The organism is Mycobacterium sp. NGS33, assembly GCF_059812885.1.
The window spans coordinates 56,383-76,470 of sequence record NZ_JCALDN010000006.1 but is presented as its reverse complement, the minus strand read 5'-3'; the positions used below and the strand labels follow the sequence as shown (position 1 = coordinate 76,470).

The window sequence follows — 20,088 nt, the reverse complement described above, 5'->3', positions numbered from 1 at the left end:
GGCGAACGGCGGGGTTGGCACTGCGAGGTATGCGCGGACGCCCTAGCCCGGAACAGAGCTAAAATCCGCTTCATGACTGCGCTGCTGGTCGCCAAAGCCCTTTTGCTGGGCTTTCTCATCGTGGCCTGCGGTGCCCTCATCGTGACGTATGTGCGCCGGCGCCGCTCCGGCGTGCAGCCATGGCAGAACCCTTATGCCGCACCATATCTCGACCTGTATCGCGGCGGACTGCCCCCGGTGCCGCCGCCGCCGTCCATGGCCTATGAGCGATCCGCCGACGGCGAGCCTCCCGCGCGCGGTCCCGATGGCGTTGCCGGTTAGCCCCAGTAGGCGAAGTTGCAGGTGGGTCGCGGTTCACTCTTGAGGGACACGAGCTTGTCGCCGTCCATGATGATCGTGCAGGTGAGCGGGGCGTCTCCGCCATCGGCGGATACCTGCGACTCCACTTCGTTGTACACCGAGTACTGCTTCTCCCACGGCAGCGGCACATTGGTCTCGGTCTGCTCCGGGCCTCCGTTGATCCGGTAACGAATCGTGACGGGGGCACTGCCGCCGCTGACCTTCATCACCGCAGTGCCGACCGGCTGGCCGGTGGGCGCCGCGGAGCTCGGCGCCGCGGGTGTCGACGTCGCGATCGCTGACGTGGTGCCGACGCCGCTAGTCGGATGTACCGCGTGTCCGGTGGTGCTCTTGGTGCATGCCGTCGCGACAACGCCTGCGAGCGAAAGGCTGATTACCACCGCGACCGCATAACGGTAGGAACGCATTTCCAAAGCGTAGTGACCGGGAACGGTCGCCGCAGCAAGTGCGCCGTAGGGGTGTGGCTCGCAATCGCCCACCATGGTCGCTGTCGGGCCGGCCTGACTGCGGCGGTGACGCGGCCGTGCTCACCCGCGAGCGGGCCCTACTGGTCGTCGGTGAGGTCGCCCTCCACGGCTTGCCGGCGGCGCGCGTCTACCCCGCGATGCCACGCGTCGTGGATTCTTATGTTGTGAACGATCGTGCCGCAGCCCCTGCACGTGTAGAGGGTGGGGGATCGACGCGGCTCGTAAAGCTCGTAGTCCGGGTCATGGCGTGCCATCGGTGATTTCCCCCCGCCTCTCCAAAAGAGCTGTAGATACGTCGGTGTCAGCCCGCCTTGTCAAACTGGATGCCTGCGTTGGATGCGGCGTCGAGGTCCCCGGCTACCCGAGGAGCTGAGCATTCGAAGACCTCGCTGTTCGACGCGCGACTAATATCTTCATGGACGACAGTACATGAACGCGCGCGCCAATGTGAACTCAGGAAAATGGCCTGTGGATTTCCTCGAATTCACCGATCAGGGCCGGACCAGCTAGCGGCTTTAAAGGTGATGGGCAGCGAAATCCGCGCCTTGGTCGACCATGCCATTCGCCGCATACACAGTGTGAGCGATTCCGGGCGGTCCGGGCGGTGCACCATCGCAAATGTTGTCATCGGGGGCGCACAGCTGAATGGTCTTTGCTGCGTAAAGGGGACCGATCGTGATGGGCGGCGCGCCGGCACCGCGCAGAAACTCACTGGACGGTGTTCCGAACAAGACGACGGCGGCCACGTGATCAGCCACCGTCCGCGGCAGCGGTTGCGGGACGTAGGACACGAACTCCTGCGGCACTTCCTTGGGCACGGAAGCCGACGTAACGAAGCCCGCGACGGCGGCGCCTTGGGAGTACCCGCCGAGCACCACTCGGGTGTTCGGGCAGTTCGACGCCGTGGTCTCGATATGAGTGCCGGCGTCCCTGATCCCGTCCACCACGGTTCTGGCGAAAGCGATGCCGCCGTTGAAGTCGCTGCTCGCCTCGTAATTGACCGGATAGACCGCCATCGACCTGCCTCCCAGCCGTGATCCGAGTGCGTCGACGAATGCCTGCCCGATCCCGCCGACGCCAGGTGGCTCGCCGGTGCCGCGGGCGAACACCACTTCGACGTTGGGACATGGTTCGGCGGAAGCCGCGGGGACGGGTGCACAGAGAAACCCCGCCCAGGCTGTTGCTAGCGCAGTCGCGAGAAAAGAAAAGGATCGTAGCGAGCTCATGTCTGCGGATGCCCAGGTGCCATTCCGTCGAAACGGGTGTTTATTCAGCTTGGAGGGCGATTAGTTTCGTCATCGATTCCGGTCTGTATCCCCGACACCGCCAACCGCACTCCAGGGGAGCACCGATGACCGCTACCTATACCTTCGACGTCTTTTCGAGCCTCGACGGCTTCGGGGGCGTCAGCGGAGGGGATTGGGGCGGTTACTGGGGCAAGCAAGGCCCAGAATTGCTCGACCACCGGCTCGCGTTGTACAGCGAGGAACAGCGAATGGTCTTCGGCGCCAACACATATCGACTCTTCACCCAAATGCTGGCCGAGAGCACCGAGGATTCCGACGTGCGCGACCCGTGGGTCACCCGGATGAGGCAGCTGCCGGCCACGGTGGTGTCCACGTCACTGGGTGGACCCCTCGACTGGCCAGACGCGACACTCGTGCGCGGTGACGCCGTCGACGTCGTCGCCCGACTCAAGGACGAGTCCGACGTACCGTTGCGCTCGCACGGCAGCCTGTCGATGAACCGAGCGTTGATGGCCGCCGGCCTGGTCGACCGGGTCCAGGTGACGCTGTTCCCGGTGATCACGGGCCGCACCGGTGATGATCCGATCTTTCGCGGTGCGGCCGACTTCGACCTCGAATTGGTCGAAAGCCGAACGCTGGACGGCAATATTCACGAGCTCATCTACCGGCCCAGCCTGCATGCCTGAGCCTCGGGCGCGCCACCTATCCGGACATCGGCGTCGTACCACGAGCCACCTCCTTGGCCGCCCGAACTGAATGACCGCCCTGTTACCCGGTTCGTGCACGCGAACGATCGACGCGCGCCCCGGCGACGCGTTGGTGGCCGAGTTGTCGGGTCTCGGTTCGGTCCATTTGTCGTTCGAATAGGGAATGGCGGCCAGAACCAGCCGAATTGCTAGCCTTTCCAGACGACCTTGTCCGTGCCTCCGGCATCCCGATAGACGACGCTGTCGGGGTTCGTGCCATTGCGAACGTCGAAGTAAATGCGTCCCGTAACCGGAGTACCTAAGGGGAGTGGCCCTTCGGGAAGGCCGTCGGTCTGATTGCCCTTCATCACCGCGAACGTCGAACTGTTAACAGCCCGAGCGTTGAAGTCGGCGATGTTCGGAGTTGCATTACCGCTCACCCCTTTGGCCGTGACGTCGGAATACCAAATCCCGTCGTTATGGCCGCTGGGCTGCAGGTTGCTCACGGTGTAATCGATGGTGCCGCCCATACTGGAGATTTCCGCCATCTGTCCGAACTGCAGCACTTGCGGGTCAGCCCATGCCGGTGTCGCCGCGAGGATTCCGGCGGCCGCCAACACGGCTGTTGCTGCCGTGGTTTTCGATGCAATGTGTATGAACGCCACGTCGGGCCCCCTTCGTGATGTGCCGTTATCCAGGAGCGGCAGCTGGACTGAGGGCTATCCAAAGCTCGGAATTTCAAACCTGATTTGGCTGAATGGCGTATCGATCCTGCGCTCAATAATTCGCTTGGGTAGCCGACCATTTCCCTGTCCGGGCCATTGCTGTTTGGACTGCTCACCGACGGGACGGGAGTGCTACGGCGTGTGACGGGGTGCGGCGGCGGCGTAAGTTCGGTCCGGCGAGGGGTCAGCCGCAGCTCGGCCCACACCACAGGAAGACGCGAGAGGAAACCATGACGAGGATCGGATACCGCCACACGGCAGCCGTCGGCCTGGCCGCCGCCGCACTGATCACTGCGGGCTGCAGCAGTGGCAGGAGCGTCGACGCGTCGGCGCCGCCTTACGTCGCGGTGAGTGCCACCTCCACGTCCGGCATCCCGGCGCCGCCCACCGAGGTGAAGCTCATCGGGGAACGCGACGTCGAGGTGACGCTGACGGGCCCGATCGCCGCCAAGTACTCGACGGCAACCGAGGAACAGAAGAAGGCACTCGGCAAGCCACTGACGGGTGACCGCAACGCAGGCACGCGGGAGAGCGGCCTGGTATTCCAGCAATTCCAAGGCGGCGTGATCACCGCCAGGAACGACCAGGCCGGCACGCCCGCGTATATCACCCTCGGCAGGATCCGGGAGGCCTGGAATATCCCGCGCAACCCGGACGGCACGCCGGCGGTCACCGGCACCAACGGGTCGGCAGGTCCGCTGGGTTTCCCGACCAGCGACCAGACCGCCGCCGGCGATCTGCTCGTGTCGAACTTCGAACACGGCAAGATCGAGTACAACCAGAAGACCGGCCAGGTCGACGTGACGGTCAATGGCAAGGTCGTCCCGTCGGGGCTCTAGTACGAATCGCGCGCGAGGACAGCACCACCGGCAGCCGCCGCAACCCCACGCCGACTGGAAAGTGCTTATTCGATCGACGGCGGGCGTTTAAGCCTTTTAAACGGCGAACCTGAGATTGGGGAGTCGCGCGAAATGGGTATCCGCAGTCAAGCGGCACCGGCCGCGGCAACCCGTAGATCGGAGCGATCGTGATTATCCTCGGCATCATCCTTCTCGTTGTCGGCTATTTCACCGGACTCAGCATCCTCTACACGATTGGCGGCATCTTGGTGCTGGTCGGCATCATCTTGTGGATCTTGGGTGCGGTGGGGCGTCCCGTCGCTGGCCGCAAAGTGTGGTTTTGACGCGCGTCGTGCCGCGTGGCTCTAGCGAGCCAAGACGGCTCGTCAAAGATGCGGAATCTGTTGGGCGCTGGGCTCACCCACGTGGTGGATGAGCGTTCACGGGATCGGCGGGCAGACCGATGCTAAGGGCGGCGCTATGGCGCCCAGCGACGGCGTCGTTTCACGATGCGATGAACGCGAGAAGATCCGGGTTGAGTACATCCGCGTGCGTCGTAAGCATGCCGTGCGGGTAGCCGGCATAGGTCTTCAACGCCCCGTTCTGTAGTAGGTCGACCGCTCGGGGTACCGAGCTGGCAAACGGAACGATTTGATCGTCGTCGCCGTGCATTACCAGGACCGGGACTGTGATCGTGCGCAGATCTTCGGTGTAGTCCTGCAGCCAGGAAACCACTGTCTCGTAGTGCGCGTGGGCGCTACCGGACATGCCCTGTCGCCACCAGTTCGCGATCACCGCCTCGGACGGCTCCACGCCTGAGCGGTTGAATCCGTAGAACGGGCCCTCCGGCACCGCGCGGAAGAACTCCGATCGATTTCCTAAAACGCCTGCCTGCACCGCGTCAAACCATTCCTGGGGTTGCCCGCCCGGATTGCTCTCCGTCTGGAGCATGCTCGGTGTCGGGGAGGACACCAGTACCGCCTTGGCGACCCGTTCCTGGTGGCGCGCCACGTAGCAGGCCACTTCGGCGCCGCCGGTCGAGTGCCCGATATGGACGGCCTCGCGGAGGTCGAGTCGCTCGGTCAACGCGGCCAGGTCGGCCACCCAATGGTCGATGTCATTGCCGTTTCCGGTCTGCTCGGATCGGCCATGCCCGCGCCGATCATGAGCGATCACCCGAAAACCCTGGTGCAGAAAGAACATCATCTGTGCGTCCCAGTCGTCGGCCGTCAGCGGCCAACCATGACTAAAAACGATCGGCTGACCAGAGCCCCAGTCCTTGTAGAAGATCTTGACACCATCCGCCGTAGTGATGGCAGGCATAGTCGTTCCTCTCGCCGTTGCCCTCTCGCGAGCTCTCCTCGCGATCAACTGACAGTCAACCCCAACCCACAAGTTTTTTCGCTGCAAGCTCTCCAGCAAGTTGACAATTAACTGGCGACGCCTGCTTGGGAATCCCACTGCTCAGCAAAAGGATTGCGCGACTTCGGTTTACAAACCACCGTCACGCAATCGGAGACCGTGGCGTATTGACCCGGCCGAACGACATGGAGTAGGCGACGCACAGTTGGGGCAGGCCTGATTCCTCTGCGAATGACTGCGTCGTTGACTGGTAACTCTGCATACTCAAGTCCTGCATAGTGCCCCGTGCCAGACTCGATCGGATCTCATAGAGAAGTCGGACCTATCGCACATCGCCATTCGGATTACTCGACCGATGGAGGTTCCACTGGCCGCAATCGGGGGCCAGGACGTCGTTGACGTCCACTTCGAGTCCGCCGACCTTCGGCCCGGGATTGGACGCCGTGCTCACGACGCGCTGGTAGAGAACAGCGGCGGGGTGAACCCGATTGCCGGACCAGGCTTTAGTTTGCCAGGCCCACCGTCGGCCAGCAGTGCTCGAAGACCCGATAACGCCATCGGCCGCAGCCCACTGGCACACATCGATGCCCCCGTAGACTCCGGTGCGTTGCACGCCGAGAACCGAGTTGATTCCCCGAAACCACTGCAGCGCCACGCGATTCCAGGTGTCGCGGTTGATGCCTTCGTCGATAGTGAAGAAAATCGGCGCATCCTCGCCGCCGCCCGCCGCGGTGTGCAGCTGCCAAGCGGTGCGCGCGTCCGCGATGCCGCCGGCGTAGCCCCGCGTGAAATCGGACGGTGCCGACCCGCCCGGCTTGCCGTATTGGTAGTTACTGACGATCACCAAGCCCGCGGCTTTCAATGAGTCGGCGTAGGGCCGAGTGATCGGCTTGGCGCCAAAAGACGAGCCAGGGCGTGACAGCGAGACGTAATTGACCACCCCGCTATAGCCGGCAGCTCGGATCTCCTGCGCCGGAATCTGGCGCGCGGCAAAGTCGATCAGTCGAGGGGGAGCGGCGGCGGCCGCGGTGGGCATGCCGCAGGCCACTGATGCGGCGCCCAGACCGGCCAACGCGGCAGCGTAGCGGAGCGCGTCGCGCCGGGAAACCGTGCGCAACCGCACATCGCTTGCCGTTGAGGGCAAATCGTGCATCGCGCGATGCTATCGAGGCGACTGCGGTTGCCGATAGACCTGCGCCAGCCGAAACGCGGTTGCATTCCCAAATAGATACCAAGTGGTGACCGTTCGGCTATGACCTCGGAAGCCGCGTGCGAAACAACCCGCCGTGCAGGCAGATTGATGTCTCGCCGCTAACCGGCTTGTCCCACGATCGCCCGCGCTGCGCGCTCGGCGATGAGCATGACCGGCGCGTTGGTGTTGCCCGAAGTGATGGTGGGCATCGCCGAAGCATCGACCACTCGAAGGCCGGCGGCGCGATACACGCGGCAGTCTGTGTCGAGCACCGTGGCGGCCGAGCGCGGCCGACCATGTGCGTCAAAGGCTCCCATCGCGCAGGTGCCCACCGGGTGGAAAATAGTCGTACCGAGTTCACTAGCCGCATTCTGCAGCTCTTCCTCGCTCACCAAGTGTCGGCCGGGAAGCAACTCTTGGGGGCGGTAGCGGGCCAGAGCTGGCGCCGCCATGATCTGCCGGGTCATCCGGAGGCCAATCACGGCGGTTTGACGATCGGCGTCAGTTGACAGGTAATTGCAGGTGATCTTCGGGTGGGTCTGTGGATCTGCGTCGGCCATGCGCACATTGCCACGCGAACTGGGTCGCAGATTGCAGACCGAGGGAGTGATCGCTCCGAAGGGGTGTAGGGGTTCGCTGAACTTCGGCAAAGACAAGGGCTGGACGTGCCACTCCATATCGGGACTGCTTAGCGCGGGGTCGCTCTTCGCGAAGGCCCCCAGGGTGGAAGGCGGCATGGTCATGGGTCCCGATCGCAACAGCAGGTACTGAAGTCCCATGCCCGCGCGGGTGATCCAATTCCGGTACAGCGTGTTGACGGTAGGGGCGCCCCGGATCCGGTAGACCGTTCGAAGCTGCAGGTGGTCCTGGAGGTTCTCGCCCACTCCTGGCAGATCGACGGCCACCGGCACCTGATGCTGGGCGAGCAGGTCGGCCGGGCCCAGACCCGAGACCTGCATCAGGTGCGGCGAGCCGATGGCTCCGGCGCTCAGGATCACCTCCCGGCGGGCTCGCACGTCGATGATTCGATCACCTTTGAGCAGCCGCACGCCGGTGACACGGTGCTGCGCCGTGGTCCAGGCACCGCGACGCTGATCATCGTGGACCTGGTCGTCCATCAGAAGCCGCAAGGCCTGCGTCTGGGTGTAGACGGTGAGGTTGGGTCGGCGGGCGACCGGATGCAGGAAAGCGTCAGCCATCGACCAGCGGCGGCCCCGCTTTTGGTTGACATGAAAGTACGCACTGCCCGCGTTGTCGCCCCGGTTGAACTCCTCGATGGGGGCGATGCCCACCTGCGCGGCGGCGGCCTGCCAGGCGTCCAAGATCTTCCAGCTCACGCGCGGCCGCTCGACGCGGATCTCACCGCCGGCACCGTGCCAGTCGTCGGCGCCGGCGAAGTAGTCTTCCAACTTCTTGTAGATCGCCAGTGTCTCGCCTGGGGAGTCCGGGCCGCCCCAAAGCCATCGCTCGTCACCGGTGGCCCGCGCCCACAGCTCGTAATCGCTGGCCTGCCCGCGCATGTGGATCATCGCGTTGATCGACGAGCACCCGCCGATCACGCGGCCCCGCGCGTAGAGAATGCTGCGGCCGGCCAGACCTGGGTCGGCCTCGGTGGTGAAACCCCAATCGGTGCGGGGGTTGGCCATTGTGTACAGGTAGCCCACCGGCACCTTGATCCAGAACCAATCGTCTGGGCCGCCCGCCTCAATGAGGAGCACACGGCGATCGGGGTTGGCGCTGAGCCGATTGGCGAGCAGGCAGCCCGCGCTGCCCGCTCCCACAATGATGAAGTCGAATTCGGCGGCCGTGCTCATTTTCGGTATCGGTCCTCCCAGCGTCGGATGCGCGTCCTAGTGTGCGCGACGATGTCCTCGTCGCGGCGGGGAATGAGCGGCCCCAACCGGAGTCGACCATTGACCACGCACAACGCTTTAGCTTTGGCATCTGAAACTTGGTGTCGCGATGAGTTTCGCCCTCCGGGGCAGTCTGATCTTCATGGGCAAACTCATCTATGGCTTCAACGTGTCGGTGGACGGGTACATCGCCGACGCACACGGCAGTATCGACTGGGCTGATCCGAGTGACGAACTGCACCAGTACTGGAATGACTTCGAGCGCGAGACCGCGTGCGCGTTCTACGGTCGTCGGCTCTACGAACTGATGTCCGCGTACTGGCCGACCGCCGACAAGGCCCCGGACGCCACCCCGATGATCGTCGACTTCGCGCACATCTGGCGTGAGATGCCCAAGGTGGTGTTCTCCCGCACGCTGGAATCGGTCGACTGGAACTCCCGTCTGGAACGCGGCGACCCGGTCGAGGTGGTGACGAAGCTGAAAGCCGAAACCGACGGCAGCTTGGAGGTGGCCGGCGCGACGCTGGCCGCACCGATCGTGCAGGCCGGACTGGTGGACGAGTACCGGATCGTGGTCGCGCCCACCGTCGTGGGCGGCGGCACCCCGTTCTTTCCAACACTGCCGTCATGGACCTCGCTGCGCCTTTTGGAAAATCGCACCTTTCCCGGCGGCACGGTCCTGCTGAGATACGAGGCCATACACGACTAATGCGGATACACGGCTCGACGAGCTGCGGACACACTGCGCGGACCTAAATGCGCTGGCGTGCAATAGAAATGGAATCGTTTGACGGCGGCTTACACGGCTCGTCGCACAGTGCGGGAGCCGGATTGTGTGCTGTGACCGTTAATGATCGTTACCGCAATCGTGATCTCGCGCTCGTATCGTCGGATATACGAGAAGCTGAAGCTTTCGACCGTCAATAACGCCAATCGGCGTCCGCAAGCCCGGGGGACTGACATGACGACCGCAATCGCCGCGCGCAACCCAGTCGAGGAAGACGCAGCTGACGGCCATGACGATCTCCTGTTGGCGGTCGCGAAACTCAACGCGATGGCGCTAGGGGACACCGTTCGCGTCGAAAAGCAGCGCCCGAAACTCACGGAAGAAGAGATCGTGCGCGCCGCGATGACGGTGATTTTGGTATCCCTTGTGACGGTGATTGGCATCGCCGCGGGCGCAATCTTGACAATGGGTTAGCGCGCTTACAGCGGACGGCAGGTCCTGAGATAACTGAGGAACGAGGCCTGCAAGCCGGTGACGTGCGTTTCGTGCAGGATCTCGCTGGTGACCGCTTCGCCGCGCGAGGTGAGAAGATGACGGATCGTGGCCGTGTTTTTCGCGAGGCGTTGGTAGACGGCAAGGTCTCCGAGAAGCTCTCGGTCGTTGAAGGTCAGATGAAGCTTGGCGGGACGCGGGCTGTCACCCATGTCGTGGATCTGGGCGAAGATCTGACTGTCTTCGGCGATGACGCCGGGGCTGCCCGCTCCGATGCTCTCGAAGAGGGCGGTGCCGGTGAGCCAGGTGTAGAGGCTGAAAAGTCCGCCGTAGGAGTAGCCGAAGAGGCCGTGGCCGCCTACGGCTGTGCCGTAGTCGTGTTCGATCCGTGGGTGGAGTTCCGCGGCGAGGAAGCTCAGGAACGCATCGGCGTGGGTGTCGCGCAATTCGGCGAGATAGGCGTCGGCTTCCTCGCGTGTCCTCGCGCCCGCTTGCACTCCCATCTCCACGGCATCGATGAGCTCCTCGGTGATCGGCTCGCCGGGTGGAACAAAGTCTCTGTTGCGCAGCCGATCCCAGTCCCGTGCCTGCTCGCCCGCGTAGCCAACGCTGACCTGGATGTAAGGCTGGATCCGTTGCATGGGATCCATCTGGGTGACGATGAGCGGAGCCGTCAGACCCACAGCCCAGTTCCCGTCGAGCACGTACACGACAGGCACTTGCGTCGTGGCGCGGTTGGAGCCCGGTGGCGTGGTAACCCAGACGCCGTAGTCATGCCCACCGCTGGAACGCATCTCGAAATAGTCGGTGTCGGCGAGACATCCTTGCCACATGGAGCTCATCCAAAGTCCTTCACGCTGCGCCGGCCGATTGTCTCGTGCAAGCGAACGCTGTTGGCGCGAAGCGACGCTCCTGTCGGCCCCCTGTACCCATGACCATTAGTGTGCAGCAACAGGAAGCAACGGACGGGACGTGCGTGTGCGATGGAGCTGATTCACCTGATGCAGACCGCGTACTTTGTTGGTAACCATGCATATTCGAATTGCTGATATGCCGCCGTACGGCGGGGGAGAGGTCGGCGTGCAGCCGACACCAAGAGGCTGTGAGGCGCAGACCTAGGTAGTAGTTCGGGGACGCGCAACGTGTTCTGGTCGAAAACCAGTCCATTTGGCCAGGGCCGGGAGGAGTCCGGTTGCGTTGCCGTCGGTATCGACCCAAGCGACCTGGCCATCAGGTCGGATCAGCACGGCGTGGGGGTTAGCCACGCATCCGATGACCGGTAGGTGCCACAGGCCGGGATAGCTGGCGTCGACTACCCCCTCGTGGATGAAAGCTACAACCGTCCAACGAGCACGATGGTGTTCAGGCGCGGCGTTCGGCGGCGGAGATGCCGCCTTTGAGGAGCTCGTCGATGACCTTCTTGAACACCGGCAGCATCAGCCGGTCAACACCGACGATCTTCAGCGTTGACCGTAGATGCCAGCTGACCTCGGTCCCTGTGTCTGCTTCACGCAGCTGGATCGTGCCGATGTGATTCCGGGTCGGTGCGCCCGAGAGCATCTTGTACGCGTAGCGGGTGGGTCGCTCATATTCGATGATCTCCTCGACGAATGGGGGTCCGATCACCACCAGACGTCTGATCGCGCCGACACCGTTTGGTGCGGGGGTTCCCTCTCGATCGAGCGTGCTGCGCCGGCATGCCCACACGTAGTCCGCGATCCCGCGGTGGTCGGTCATGGCGTCGAACACGGTCTCGATCGGCGCCGTCGAGGTTCGGGTAAGGGTGAACTCGATCATCCGCACCCCATGCTGCCCGTGCGCGCTGCCAGTATCCAGTTGTCCGCCGTCATGATCCGTCCCCTCTCGCTACGGAGAACATAGCCCCATGGCCTGAAGCTCATCGAGGCCGCACAAGCCCGCTGGCGTGAAGTCAACGCATCCGAAACGGGTCGCCCTGCCGAACCTCTTCGACAGGCTGTGCAGGGCGTGGCTAACGCAATGTAGGTGAGGATCTCGGTATCCCACCCGAAGACTCCTTGGCGATACCGGAAAGATCTCAGTTGGGGTGGGGGTCGATGGAGTTGGATGTTATGGGGGTGGGCCAATCGACGGGCGATTCGCGCAGTGACGAGATGTCGGGCAGCGGCTTGCGGCACAGCGCGCTGGCCTGCTTGGGCGTCATGCCGAGCGTCCGCAGGACACGTTCGGCCACCGCGTCGACGGTGGCATCGGTGTCACGTTCGGGACGCTCGCGCAGCAGCGTGGTCAGGCCGATGAACATGCCGCCGGCGATCGCCAAGCCCAGTTCAGCATCGCCAATCGTGAACCGCCCCTGATCGATCGCCGCGGCGATATCGCGCCGCGCCCGTGGAGACAATCCCCGGTCCGACAGGATGAGTGAATCTCCGTGCGCCAGCAACAACGCGGCCTCCTGCGGACGGTAACGGAATAGTCGCCCGCTCAGTCGGTAGTTGGCGGCAAACGCCTCGGCGGGGTCCGAGATCGATCCGGTGAAGCCGTCGAGCAGGGCGCCGAGGTCATCGAGGGCGTCAGTGACGGCCGCTGCGAACAGCTCCTCCTTGCTCGAAAAGTGGTTGTAGAACGACCCCATACCCACATCGGCGGCCTGGGTGATCTCCAGGATTGGAACGCTGGTCTTACCTTGCGCGATAAAGCTTTTCGCGGCCCGCACCAGAGCGTTGCGGGTGCGCAGCTTGCGCCGCTCCAGGCGATTGACCGGCGTGTTCGACAACTCGGCGGGATCGCGTTCGGGCACGTCCATGAGCCACAGGTTACCAGTTCGGCTCAATTCTGAGAATATCGTCAGAACACTTGACTGAGCTTTCGTACGTATGTGACGATTTCGTCAGCTCGAAGTGGAGGAAGCAAGGCATGGCACAGACGGTGGCGCCGATGAGCGATGGGCACGCGGGCCTGCACAGTGATCAGGGCGCCCTGCCGGGCGAGCATCCTGGGAGGTCACGGGATCCGATCATTCGGGTGGCCGACATCGCCTGGCTGGAGTTCGACAAGCCCGACCTGGTCCGCGCGGAGGCGTTCGCCCGGGCCTTCGGGTTCGGCGTCGCCCGGCGCGATCCCCACCAGCTGCACCTGCGCGGCACCAACGCCGGTTCGGCGTGCGTCGTCCTGCGTCGTGGGCCGCGCACCCGGTTCGCCGGACTCGCCTTGCGCGCGGCCGACGAGGTCGACCTGGTGCGGCTGGCGGACAAGACCGGCGCCTCGCTGCAGCCGCTTCCGGAGTCGCTCGGGGGAGTGGCGGTGCGTCTGACTGATCCCAGCGGCGTAGCGGTCAAGGTCGTCGCCGGTCTTCACCAGTTGCCGGCCCAACCCGCTCAGGTACCGCAGGTCCTCAACACCGGGCCCGATGACGCGCGGATCAATGCCACCGTGCGGCCCCTTCGCGTGCCCGCCCGCGTGCAACGCCTCGGTCACGTCGTGCTGCAGTCCACCACCTATCTGCGCACACTCAACTGGTACCTGGACACGTTCGGGATGATCGTCAGCGACTTCCTGTTCTTCCCCGGCCAGCGCGCCCGCGGGCCGGCGATGAGTTTCATCCGCTGCGACCGCGGCACCATCCCGGCCGACCATCACACCCTCGCCCTGGCCCTCGGTCCAGCCAACCGCTATATCCATTCCGCCTACGAAGTCAGCGATCTCGACGCGCTGGCGGCCGGCGGCGAATACCTGCGTGAACGCGGCTACTACCGGTCCTGGGGTATCGGTCGCCACATCCAGGGCAGCCAACTGTTCGACTACTGGCGCGACCCGGACGGCTTCCTCGTCGAACACTTCACCGACGGCGACATGTTCGACAACACCCTCGAACCCGGCTGGGCCCCCTTTACCGCATCGGGCCTGGCGCAGTGGGGGCCACCGGCGACAAAGGACTTCCTCGACGCCGACCCCCGCGCCGCCCGCCACCAGGTGACCGCGATGCTCACCGCCCTGCGCGCGGACAACGAATTCGACCTCAACCGTCTCATCGGATTACTGAAAGTAGCTATCTCGTGACCATTTCCGTCCTCCGCACCGCCGACGGCTGGTGGGTGCAAAGCGCCACCGGCGCCGCCCGCATCGATACCAGCGCCACCACCACAGCCGAACTCCTCGCCGACAGAGCCGCGATCGACGCGGCTGCCGCGACGGCCGGCACGGTCGCCCTCGACGAACTGAAGTTGCTGTCGCCGGTGACGACCCCGTGCCGCGTCGTCGCCCAGATGACGAACTTCGAATCCCACGTGGTCGACGCCGGCATGGACCCAAAGACTGTGCCGCTGACCTTCTTTCGGAAGTCTTCGGCGTCCATCACCGGACCCTTCGGTGAGATCGTCCGCCCGCAGCACGTGGGTCTGCTGGATTACGAAGTCGAAATCGGCCTCGTGATCGGGCGCGACATCCCGGTGGGCACCACCATCACCGACGCGAACCTGGCCGACTACATCGCCGGTCTGACCATCACCAATGACGTGTCCGCTCGTGACATCCAACTGCCGCAAACGCAGTTCTACGAGGCGAAGTCGTACCCGACCTTCACGCCGGTGGGGCCGGCGCTGGTGCTCGTCGATCCGTCCGAGTTGGCCCGATTCGGCGACCTGCGGCTGCGGCTGAGTGTCAGCGGCGAGGAACGTCAGAATTCGGTCGTCGACGGCGACATGCTCTACCGGCCGCTACAAGCACTGCAATCGCTGACACGATTCCAAGACCTCGCGACGGGCGATCTGATCCTCACCGGCACCCCGGCGGGCACCGCGCTGACCGCCCCGCCCAAGCCGGTCGAGATCATCGGCAACCTGCTACCGCCGGCCGTCAAATGGAAAGCCTTCTTCTCCCGTCAGGCGAAGAACCCGAAGTACCTGCAGCACGGCGACGTCGTCGAGGCATCCATTGCCACCGACGACGGCGCCATCGACCTCGGTGCCCAACGGCTGGCGGTGCGCCACGCATGAGCGGCCCGGATGGCGCGCCCACTGAGCACGTCTCGGTGGCCATTGTGGGCGGCGGTCCGACCGGTATCACCGCGGCGACCCTGCTCGCACAGCACGGCGTGGACACCCTGGTGCTGGACCGGTGGCCACAGGTCTATCCGCAGCCGCGCGCCGTGCACCTCGATGACGAGGTCTACCGGATCCTGGCCCGGCTCGGCATCGCCGAAGAGTTCGCCGCGATCTCCCGTCCGGCCCGCGGTCTGCGCTTGGTGGACCGAGACCTGAAGGTACTGGCCGAATTCCGGCGCGACACCCCGGTGACGCAGAACGGATTTCCAGCGGCAAGCATGTTTGATCAACCCGAACTCGAGGAGTTGCTCCGCCGCAATCTCGCCCGTTTTCCGCACGCCCGGTTCCGAGGTGACGTCGAGGTCCTCGGGGTTACCGCAAGCGCGGCGGTAGGACCGCTGCACCTGCGGATCCGCGACCGCATGACCAACCTTGAGTCGGTGATCAGCGCCGACTACGTGCTGGGCTGCGATGGCGCCAACAGCACAGTGCGCGGCGCGATCGGCGCGTCGATGCGCAACCTGAAATTCGATCAGCGCTGGCTGGTCGTCGACATCACCACCACCGCCGACCTGCAGCAGTGGGACGGCGTGCATCAGGTCTGCGACGGGCAGCGGGCGGGAACCTACATGCGCATCGGGCCCACGAGGTACCGCTGGGAGTTCGCGCTCCTCGATCACGAATCGGCCGACGACTACGCCACTCTGGCCGCCCTGCGGCCGCTGATCGCCCCGTGGACGCGACACGTTGCCGACGCGGACCTGCGCGTCATGCGGGCCGCCGAATACACCTTCCGCGCTCAGATCGCCGACCGCTGGCGGCGCGGGAACGTTTTCCTGCTCGGCGACGCCGCCCACCTCACGCCGCCGTTCATCGGTCAGGGCATGGGTGCCGGACTGCGCGACGCGATGAACTTGGCGTGGAAGATCGCGGCCGTCCACCGCCGAAGTCTCGCGCCCAGCGTGCTCGACAGCTACGAAGCGGAGCGACGGCCGCACGCCCGGGTCATGATCGCCCTGGCGCTCTATGTCGGACGCGCCATGACCTTTGGTGGCCGGCTCGGCGCGGTCGCGCGCGCCGTCGTGCTGCCCCGCGTGCACAAGGTGCCCGGACTACGGGCGAAGGTCACCGATTCGCAGACCCCGCCGCTACGGTCCTCGACGCTGGTCCAGCGGACACTGGCCACCCGCCGTATCACGGGACGGCTCTGTCCAAACCCATTCCTGGACAACGACTGCCGGCTCGATGACGTGTTGGGTTCAGGCTTCGGTGTGATCACCACCGTAGAGCTGAGCCCGCCGCAGCAGAACATCGCGGCGGCACGTGGCGCCCGCACGGTTCACGCCGCCGCCGGGTCCGAGCTGGCTCGGTGGCTGAACCGCCATCACGTCAAGGCCGCAGTGCTTCGACCCGACCGCACCGTCATGATCGCCGGCCGCAACCTCACCGCCCTGTGCCGCGCTGTCCCGCTGTTCCTGGTGGACCAGGCGTCGGACCCCTCGCCACATACCGCCCCGGCCCACTACGAATAGGAATCGTCCACGTGTTTCGTCGCCCCCCTGCTGTGCCGGTGTACCGGCCCGACATCTACACCCGCGCAGCCATCCTCGATCCCCACCCGCACTACCGCGCCTTGCGCGAACTAGGGCCCGTTGTGTGGCTGGCCCGCCACCGCCTCTATGCCCTGCCGCGCTACGCCGCATGCAAGGCCACCCTGCGCGACGACGGCCAGTTCCTCTCCGGACAGGGAGTCGCAGCCAACCCGCTGACCAACCGACTGTCGCGCGGCACCACCCTCAACAGCGACGGCGCCGACCATGACCGGCGCCGAAAACTCCTCGCGCACCGCATGATGCCCCGGGCCCTGCGTGCGCTCGGCGACGACATCGATGCCCAAGCCCGCGCCATCGTCGAGGTCGCCGTGCACCGGGAACGGGTGGACGCGGTCGCCGATCTCGCCACGGCCCTGCCGCTGGCCGTTGTGCCCGATCTGGTGGGTTGGCCTCGTGATCAACGAGCCCGGTTACTCGACTGGGGCGCAGCCACATTCGACGTCCTCGGACCGGCGAACCTGCAGGCGCTCAGGGCCGTACCACGCAGCCTACAAATGCTGCGCTTCGCCCGCCGCGTCGTACGCGACCGCAACGTGCTACCCGGCAGCATGGCCCATGAACTCCTCACTGCTGTCGACGAGGGCAACCTCGCCGTCGATGAAGTGCCGCCGCTGCTGATCGATTACATCGCCCCGTCCCTGGACACCACCATCAGCGCTATCTCTAATGCCATCTACCTGTTCGCCAAACACCCCGACCAATGGGAACTGCTCAAAAGCGATCCCGCTTTGATCCCCAACGCCGTCAACGAAGTCGTGCGCTACGAATCCCCGCTCCGCGCCTTCACCCGAAAGACATTGCACAGCACAGAGATCGAGGGGACGCCCATCGCTGCTGGCGCCCGGCTACTGGTCATTTACGCCTCAGCCAACCGTGACGAACGCGAATGGGATGCTCCCGACGTCTTCGACATCCGCAACGACGCTGGACGCCACGTCGGGTTCGGCAACGGCGCGCACGCCTGCGCCGGCCAAGCCCTTGCGCGGCTCGAGACCACCGCAATGCTCAAAGCCCTCACCGAGGCCGTCGAGCGCATCGAGATCGCCGCCGAGCCGACCTGGGCGATCAACAACATCATCCACCGCCACGAACACCTGCCGCTGCGGCTGATCGCGGCCTGAACTCGGCGGCGATGCCTCAGACTTCCCACTGACTTGTCGAAGTGCGCGGCCCCGCAGGGGGAGAGGCATTGCGCCGCCCTCCGGCTCAAGTGTCGACTGGGCGAGCGGGGACAGGCGAGAGGCGGGGGTCGACCCGCGCCATCAGTCAGTCCAGGGGGCCGAAGCAGCCGTTCAGCTTCGCTAGTGATGGTTTGCCGGAAAGGAGCGTGCGCTCAGTGGCTCCGGTACCGATCTTGTCAGTTTAGGTTTCGATAGCTATCGACTACGCCGCGTAGTAGTGCTTGACTGGAAGCATGGGTGCAGACGCGTTGACATTGCCGATTCAGCCGCTGACTCACCGCGACGGTGGCCGCCGAGCGTTGCAGGTGACGCTCGGAGTACTTTCGCTGATCCCATTCCTGTCGGGGCTGGCGGGGATGGCCGTTGGCCCGAAAGCATTGCCGAGCGCACGCACGCCGGATCCGACCACCGATAGCGAGTACCGCTTCATAAGCGCCTTCTGGTTCGCCACTGCGCCGGTCATCTGGTCAGCCATACCGCGCATCGAACGACGGACCAGCCTCGTCCGTGGCCTGACTGCCGTCGTGTTCGCCGGCGGCCTGGCGCGCTTGGTCTCGTGGCGGACGACGGACCGTCCGCATCCGGTCTTCGTCGCGGCGATTGCGTTGGAGCTGTTCGGCATTCCGGCGGTGATGGCGTGGCAATCTCGGGTCGCGCACGCGAACAATTCACGAGACTGACGTACTCCCAGACTAGCAACGTCAATCCGTGATTCATCGGGTGAAAACGGTGGATCCTACTGGTAGCCCGCCATATTCGATCCCGCCATATTGATCCCGATGTGGAGTGGTGAATCGGCTGAAAGGCGGCCGGGGGGACGCTGCTGGTCTCGCAGCGCCACGGACAAACGCGGTTGGGGTGTGTACGGGCCACACCATTCGGCTGCCCAGATTCCGCGTTACATGTAACATGGTGGCATGGCAGTGAGGGACAGGGTCGGCGAGTACAGACGGCGGATGCGGGAGCGGGGCCTGCGGCCCCTGCAGGTCTGGGTGCCTGACGTGCGCACTGAGAGTTTTGCCGCCGAGGCGCATCGGCAGGCTTCGTTGGTCGCACGAGCGGACGAAAGCACCGATGACCAGGACTTCATTGAGGCAATCTCGACGCCATGGGACGAGGAGTGAACAGAGGGGAGATCTGGACCGTAGCGGGGGGTGTCTACGCGACCAAACCGCGTCCCGCGGTCATTGTTCAGGATGATCTCTTTGCCGCCACGAATTCAGTGACGGTTGCTCCGATGTCCAGCACGCTGTTGGACGCGCCGTTGATGCGCATCCGGATAGCCGGCGGAGACGGCCGGTTATCCGGACTTGATCACGACAGTGACGTGATGATCGACAAGCTCACAACAGTCAAAAGGTCGAACGTCCACACCCGAGTCGGCCGGCTGACAGCCGAGCAAGTCGTCGAGATCGAGCGAGCGATGATGGCATTCCTCGGCCTTGCGCGATAGGCGAGTGTCCGTTCCGGACGAGCTTGGATAAGGGGCAGGGTTGATGTCGCCCAGCGCAATGCGGCCTACCGGTAAAGCCGCATATTCGATTCCGTCGTATTCACCCCGTCGGGTACCCGCGTGGTGGGAGCGGTTGGCAGGATCGACGAAGGAAACCGTGTCGGGAGCGGCGATCGCGCGACGGTCTAGGGCTTGGGTTCAGCGAGTATCCGCTCCCACTGAGCACGTCCCCTGGGCGTTAGGCCGACGTCGCGAGTGTCGGGCCATTCCTCGATCTCGGTTATTGACTGTTCGCACCATTCGATGAGGCTGCGGTAGAAGTCGCCAATGAACGTAGACTGACGTTCGATGAGGTGAAGCCGATGCGGGAACGGGCCGCCCGTGTCGAGCAGTTCTTCGACGAGTGTTGTGCCCTTGGCATGCAATTCGCGAGCGTGGCGCGCGGTCGCTTCCAGGGCCGCGCGAAGCTCCTCTTTGGTGGCCTGGTCGCCGAGGAACAGCCTGAGGAACCCCTCGACTTCGAGCAGCGGCGCCGCTGGTTCGCTGCCGAACCACTCCTCAAGCGCCGCGCGGCCTTCCGGTGTGATGGTGTAGCGCGTGGCTTGTTTTCTGCGGCCGTCGACAACCTCGGCGGTGGCGTGTCCACGTTCGACTAAGCGCTTGAGCTCCGCGTACAGATGGGCATCCGATCGCGGCCAGAAGAAGTGCATGCCGCGTTTGATCTGCGCCACGATTTCGTAGGCGGTCCACGGCTTGATGCCCAACAGACCCAGGAGCGCGAACGATGTGGTGGTCGGCTGCGAGGTCATCCCTTGACAATACTCCATTATGGAGTAACTTACTTAATCTCCACACTGGAGTACGGAGGCGCAG

24 protein-coding genes and 1 pseudogene are annotated in these 20,088 nt (G+C 64.6%); 14 read left to right on the top strand and 11 right to left on the bottom strand.

All coding sequences use genetic code 11. From position 1 onward, the window contains the following. The first annotated feature begins 72 nt into the window (after positions 1-72). Complete coding sequence (locus AC5Y5B_RS13425) at positions 73-321, top strand: hypothetical protein (protein ID WP_112631413.1); 249 nt, start codon at positions 73-75, stop codon at positions 319-321. Here AC5Y5B_RS13425 and AC5Y5B_RS13420 read toward each other — a convergent pair. Then, positions 318-767: a hypothetical protein gene (locus AC5Y5B_RS13420; RefSeq protein WP_165821734.1), complete on the bottom strand. Its 450-nt coding sequence runs from the start codon at positions 765-767 to the stop codon at positions 318-320. The two genes, AC5Y5B_RS13425 and AC5Y5B_RS13420, sit on opposite strands and share 4 nt — an antisense overlap. Positions 768-1,342: 575 nt before the next feature. After that, complete coding sequence (locus tag AC5Y5B_RS13415; RefSeq protein WP_500005571.1) at positions 1,343-2,053, bottom strand: cutinase family protein; 711 nt, start codon at positions 2,051-2,053, stop codon at positions 1,343-1,345. 125 nt (positions 2,054-2,178) lie between these two features. Here AC5Y5B_RS13415 and AC5Y5B_RS13410 point away from each other — a divergent pair, with 125 nt between their 5' ends. Further along, positions 2,179-2,760 (top strand): dihydrofolate reductase family protein, encoded by a 582-nt coding sequence (locus AC5Y5B_RS13410; RefSeq protein WP_112631409.1) that lies wholly within the window; start codon positions 2,179-2,181, stop codon positions 2,758-2,760. Positions 2,761-2,839: 79 nt separating this feature from the next. Beyond that, positions 2,840-2,941: pseudogene (locus AC5Y5B_RS13405) on the top strand (2-keto-4-pentenoate hydratase); the annotation flags it as partial. Between the two features lie 28 nt (positions 2,942-2,969). Here AC5Y5B_RS13405 and AC5Y5B_RS13400 read toward each other — a convergent pair. Next, the gene (locus tag AC5Y5B_RS13400) at positions 2,970-3,425 is read right to left on the bottom strand and encodes an MPT63 family protein (protein WP_500005570.1); all 456 of its coding nucleotides are present in this window, start codon (positions 3,423-3,425) and stop codon (positions 2,970-2,972) included. Positions 3,426-3,715: 290 nt separating this feature from the next. On the opposite strand from AC5Y5B_RS13400, the gene AC5Y5B_RS13395 reads away from it, so the two are divergent. Together AC5Y5B_RS13395 and AC5Y5B_RS13390 are read left to right on the top strand one after the other, a co-directional pair. Continuing rightward, positions 3,716-4,324, top strand: coding sequence for an LGFP repeat-containing protein (locus tag AC5Y5B_RS13395; RefSeq protein ID WP_500005569.1), 609 nt, complete (start codon positions 3,716-3,718; stop codon positions 4,322-4,324). A 188-nt stretch (positions 4,325-4,512) separates the two neighbouring features. After that, positions 4,513-4,668, top strand: a complete 156-nt coding sequence (locus AC5Y5B_RS13390; protein ID WP_500005568.1) for a hypothetical protein — start codon at positions 4,513-4,515, stop codon at positions 4,666-4,668. 160 nt (positions 4,669-4,828) lie between these two features. Here the strand turns inward: AC5Y5B_RS13390 and AC5Y5B_RS13385 are convergent, their stop codons facing one another. The 3 genes from AC5Y5B_RS13385 to AC5Y5B_RS13375 form a co-directional block, all read right to left on the bottom strand. After that, complete coding sequence (locus AC5Y5B_RS13385) at positions 4,829-5,647, bottom strand: alpha/beta fold hydrolase (RefSeq protein WP_500005567.1); 819 nt, start codon at positions 5,645-5,647, stop codon at positions 4,829-4,831. Positions 5,648-6,008: 361 nt separating this feature from the next. Then, positions 6,009-6,839, bottom strand: a complete 831-nt coding sequence (locus AC5Y5B_RS13380; protein ID WP_500005566.1) for a DUF1906 domain-containing protein — start codon at positions 6,837-6,839, stop codon at positions 6,009-6,011. 158 nt (positions 6,840-6,997) lie between these two features. After that, complete coding sequence (locus AC5Y5B_RS13375; protein WP_500005565.1) at positions 6,998-8,692, bottom strand: GMC family oxidoreductase; 1,695 nt, start codon at positions 8,690-8,692, stop codon at positions 6,998-7,000. A gap of 181 nt (positions 8,693-8,873) precedes the next feature. Between AC5Y5B_RS13375 and AC5Y5B_RS13370 the strand changes: the two genes are divergently transcribed. Both AC5Y5B_RS13370 and AC5Y5B_RS13365 read left to right on the top strand, forming a co-directional pair. Then, positions 8,874-9,440 carry a dihydrofolate reductase family protein gene (locus AC5Y5B_RS13370; RefSeq protein WP_500005648.1) on the top strand — a complete coding sequence of 189 codons (567 nt, stop codon included), beginning with the start codon at positions 8,874-8,876 and terminating at the stop codon, positions 9,438-9,440. 141 nt (positions 9,441-9,581) lie between these two features. Then, the gene (locus AC5Y5B_RS13365; protein WP_500005564.1) at positions 9,582-9,932 is read left to right on the top strand and encodes a hypothetical protein; all 351 of its coding nucleotides are present in this window, start codon (positions 9,582-9,584) and stop codon (positions 9,930-9,932) included. 5 nt (positions 9,933-9,937) lie between these two features. Here the strand turns inward: AC5Y5B_RS13365 and AC5Y5B_RS13360 are convergent, their stop codons facing one another. From AC5Y5B_RS13360 to AC5Y5B_RS13345, 4 genes are all read right to left on the bottom strand, one after another. Beyond that, positions 9,938-10,792 carry an alpha/beta hydrolase gene (locus AC5Y5B_RS13360; protein WP_500005563.1) on the bottom strand — a complete coding sequence of 285 codons (855 nt, stop codon included), beginning with the start codon at positions 10,790-10,792 and terminating at the stop codon, positions 9,938-9,940. Between the two features lie 273 nt (positions 10,793-11,065). Beyond that, positions 11,066-11,215, bottom strand: a complete 150-nt coding sequence (locus tag AC5Y5B_RS13355; RefSeq protein ID WP_500005562.1) for an aromatic-ring hydroxylase C-terminal domain-containing protein — start codon at positions 11,213-11,215, stop codon at positions 11,066-11,068. A gap of 97 nt (positions 11,216-11,312) precedes the next feature. Beyond that, positions 11,313-11,747: an SRPBCC family protein gene (locus AC5Y5B_RS13350; RefSeq protein ID WP_112631382.1), complete on the bottom strand. Its 435-nt coding sequence runs from the start codon at positions 11,745-11,747 to the stop codon at positions 11,313-11,315. 259 nt (positions 11,748-12,006) lie between these two features. Beyond that, entirely contained in the window at positions 12,007-12,732 is a 726-nt protein-coding gene (locus tag AC5Y5B_RS13345; RefSeq protein ID WP_044485768.1) for a TetR/AcrR family transcriptional regulator, read from the bottom strand. A gap of 110 nt (positions 12,733-12,842) precedes the next feature. Between AC5Y5B_RS13345 and AC5Y5B_RS13340 the strand changes: the two genes are divergently transcribed. The 7 genes from AC5Y5B_RS13340 to AC5Y5B_RS13310 all read left to right on the top strand — a co-directional run bounded on the left by AC5Y5B_RS13340 (position 12,843) and on the right by AC5Y5B_RS13310 (position 19,215). After that, entirely contained in the window at positions 12,843-13,985 is a 1,143-nt protein-coding gene (locus AC5Y5B_RS13340) for a VOC family protein (protein ID WP_500005561.1), read from the top strand. Further along, positions 13,982-14,920 (top strand): fumarylacetoacetate hydrolase family protein, encoded by a 939-nt coding sequence (locus AC5Y5B_RS13335; protein ID WP_112631378.1) that lies wholly within the window; start codon positions 13,982-13,984, stop codon positions 14,918-14,920. Before AC5Y5B_RS13340 ends, AC5Y5B_RS13335 begins: the two co-directional genes overlap by 4 nt. Further along, positions 14,917-16,500, top strand: a complete 1,584-nt coding sequence (gene mhpA, locus AC5Y5B_RS13330) for a bifunctional 3-(3-hydroxy-phenyl)propionate/3-hydroxycinnamic acid hydroxylase MhpA (RefSeq protein WP_500005560.1) — start codon at positions 14,917-14,919, stop codon at positions 16,498-16,500. The genes AC5Y5B_RS13335 and mhpA overlap by 4 nt, the downstream gene beginning before the upstream one ends. 11 nt (positions 16,501-16,511) lie before the next feature. Then, positions 16,512-17,702: a cytochrome P450 gene (locus AC5Y5B_RS13325; RefSeq protein ID WP_500005559.1), complete on the top strand. Its 1,191-nt coding sequence runs from the start codon at positions 16,512-16,514 to the stop codon at positions 17,700-17,702. A gap of 293 nt (positions 17,703-17,995) precedes the next feature. After that, positions 17,996-18,442, top strand: a complete 447-nt coding sequence (locus AC5Y5B_RS13320; protein WP_112631374.1) for a DUF4345 domain-containing protein — start codon at positions 17,996-17,998, stop codon at positions 18,440-18,442. Positions 18,443-18,679: 237 nt separating this feature from the next. Next, the gene (locus AC5Y5B_RS13315) at positions 18,680-18,886 is read left to right on the top strand and encodes an antitoxin MazE-like protein (RefSeq protein WP_007771025.1); all 207 of its coding nucleotides are present in this window, start codon (positions 18,680-18,682) and stop codon (positions 18,884-18,886) included. Then, a complete protein-coding gene (locus AC5Y5B_RS13310) occupies positions 18,883-19,215 on the top strand; it encodes a type II toxin-antitoxin system PemK/MazF family toxin (protein ID WP_077092192.1) in 333 nt (110 codons plus the stop codon). Before AC5Y5B_RS13315 ends, AC5Y5B_RS13310 begins: the two co-directional genes overlap by 4 nt. A 185-nt stretch (positions 19,216-19,400) precedes the next feature. On the opposite strand, the gene AC5Y5B_RS13305 is transcribed toward AC5Y5B_RS13310, so the two are convergent. Then, positions 19,401-20,024: a PadR family transcriptional regulator gene (locus AC5Y5B_RS13305; protein ID WP_112631370.1), complete on the bottom strand. Its 624-nt coding sequence runs from the start codon at positions 20,022-20,024 to the stop codon at positions 19,401-19,403. Positions 20,025-20,088 lie beyond the last annotated feature (64 nt).

Excerpts from the sequence above, each read along its gene's own strand:
- AC5Y5B_RS13425 (WP_112631413.1), top strand. The coding sequence starts at position 73 with ATGACTGCGCTGCTGGTCGCCAAAGCCCTTTTGCTGGGCTTTCTCATC.
- AC5Y5B_RS13420 (WP_165821734.1), bottom strand. The coding sequence starts at position 767 with ATGCGTTCCTACCGTTATGCGGTCGCGGTGGTAATCAGCCTTTCGCTC.
- AC5Y5B_RS13415 (WP_500005571.1), bottom strand. The coding sequence starts at position 2,053 with ATGAGCTCGCTACGATCCTTTTCTTTTCTCGCGACTGCGCTAGCAACA.
- AC5Y5B_RS13410 (WP_112631409.1), top strand. The coding sequence starts at position 2,179 with ATGACCGCTACCTATACCTTCGACGTCTTTTCGAGCCTCGACGGCTTC.
- AC5Y5B_RS13395 (WP_500005569.1), top strand. The coding sequence starts at position 3,716 with ATGACGAGGATCGGATACCGCCACACGGCAGCCGTCGGCCTGGCCGCC.
- AC5Y5B_RS13385 (WP_500005567.1), bottom strand. The coding sequence starts at position 5,647 with ATGCCTGCCATCACTACGGCGGATGGTGTCAAGATCTTCTACAAGGAC.
- AC5Y5B_RS13380 (WP_500005566.1), bottom strand. The coding sequence starts at position 6,839 with ATGCACGATTTGCCCTCAACGGCAAGCGATGTGCGGTTGCGCACGGTT.
- AC5Y5B_RS13375 (WP_500005565.1), bottom strand. The coding sequence starts at position 8,692 with ATGAGCACGGCCGCCGAATTCGACTTCATCATTGTGGGAGCGGGCAGC.
- AC5Y5B_RS13370 (WP_500005648.1), top strand. The coding sequence starts at position 8,874 with ATGGGCAAACTCATCTATGGCTTCAACGTGTCGGTGGACGGGTACATC.
- AC5Y5B_RS13365 (WP_500005564.1), top strand. The coding sequence starts at position 9,582 with ATGATCGTTACCGCAATCGTGATCTCGCGCTCGTATCGTCGGATATAC.
- AC5Y5B_RS13360 (WP_500005563.1), bottom strand. The coding sequence starts at position 10,792 with ATGAGCTCCATGTGGCAAGGATGTCTCGCCGACACCGACTATTTCGAG.
- AC5Y5B_RS13350 (WP_112631382.1), bottom strand. The coding sequence starts at position 11,747 with ATGATCGAGTTCACCCTTACCCGAACCTCGACGGCGCCGATCGAGACC.
- AC5Y5B_RS13345 (WP_044485768.1), bottom strand. The coding sequence starts at position 12,732 with ATGGACGTGCCCGAACGCGATCCCGCCGAGTTGTCGAACACGCCGGTC.
- AC5Y5B_RS13340 (WP_500005561.1), top strand. The coding sequence starts at position 12,843 with ATGGCACAGACGGTGGCGCCGATGAGCGATGGGCACGCGGGCCTGCAC.
- mhpA (WP_500005560.1), top strand. The coding sequence starts at position 14,917 with ATGAGCGGCCCGGATGGCGCGCCCACTGAGCACGTCTCGGTGGCCATT.
- AC5Y5B_RS13320 (WP_112631374.1), top strand. The coding sequence starts at position 17,996 with ATGGGTGCAGACGCGTTGACATTGCCGATTCAGCCGCTGACTCACCGC.
- AC5Y5B_RS13315 (WP_007771025.1), top strand. The coding sequence starts at position 18,680 with ATGGCAGTGAGGGACAGGGTCGGCGAGTACAGACGGCGGATGCGGGAG.
- AC5Y5B_RS13305 (WP_112631370.1), bottom strand. The coding sequence starts at position 20,024 with ATGACCTCGCAGCCGACCACCACATCGTTCGCGCTCCTGGGTCTGTTG.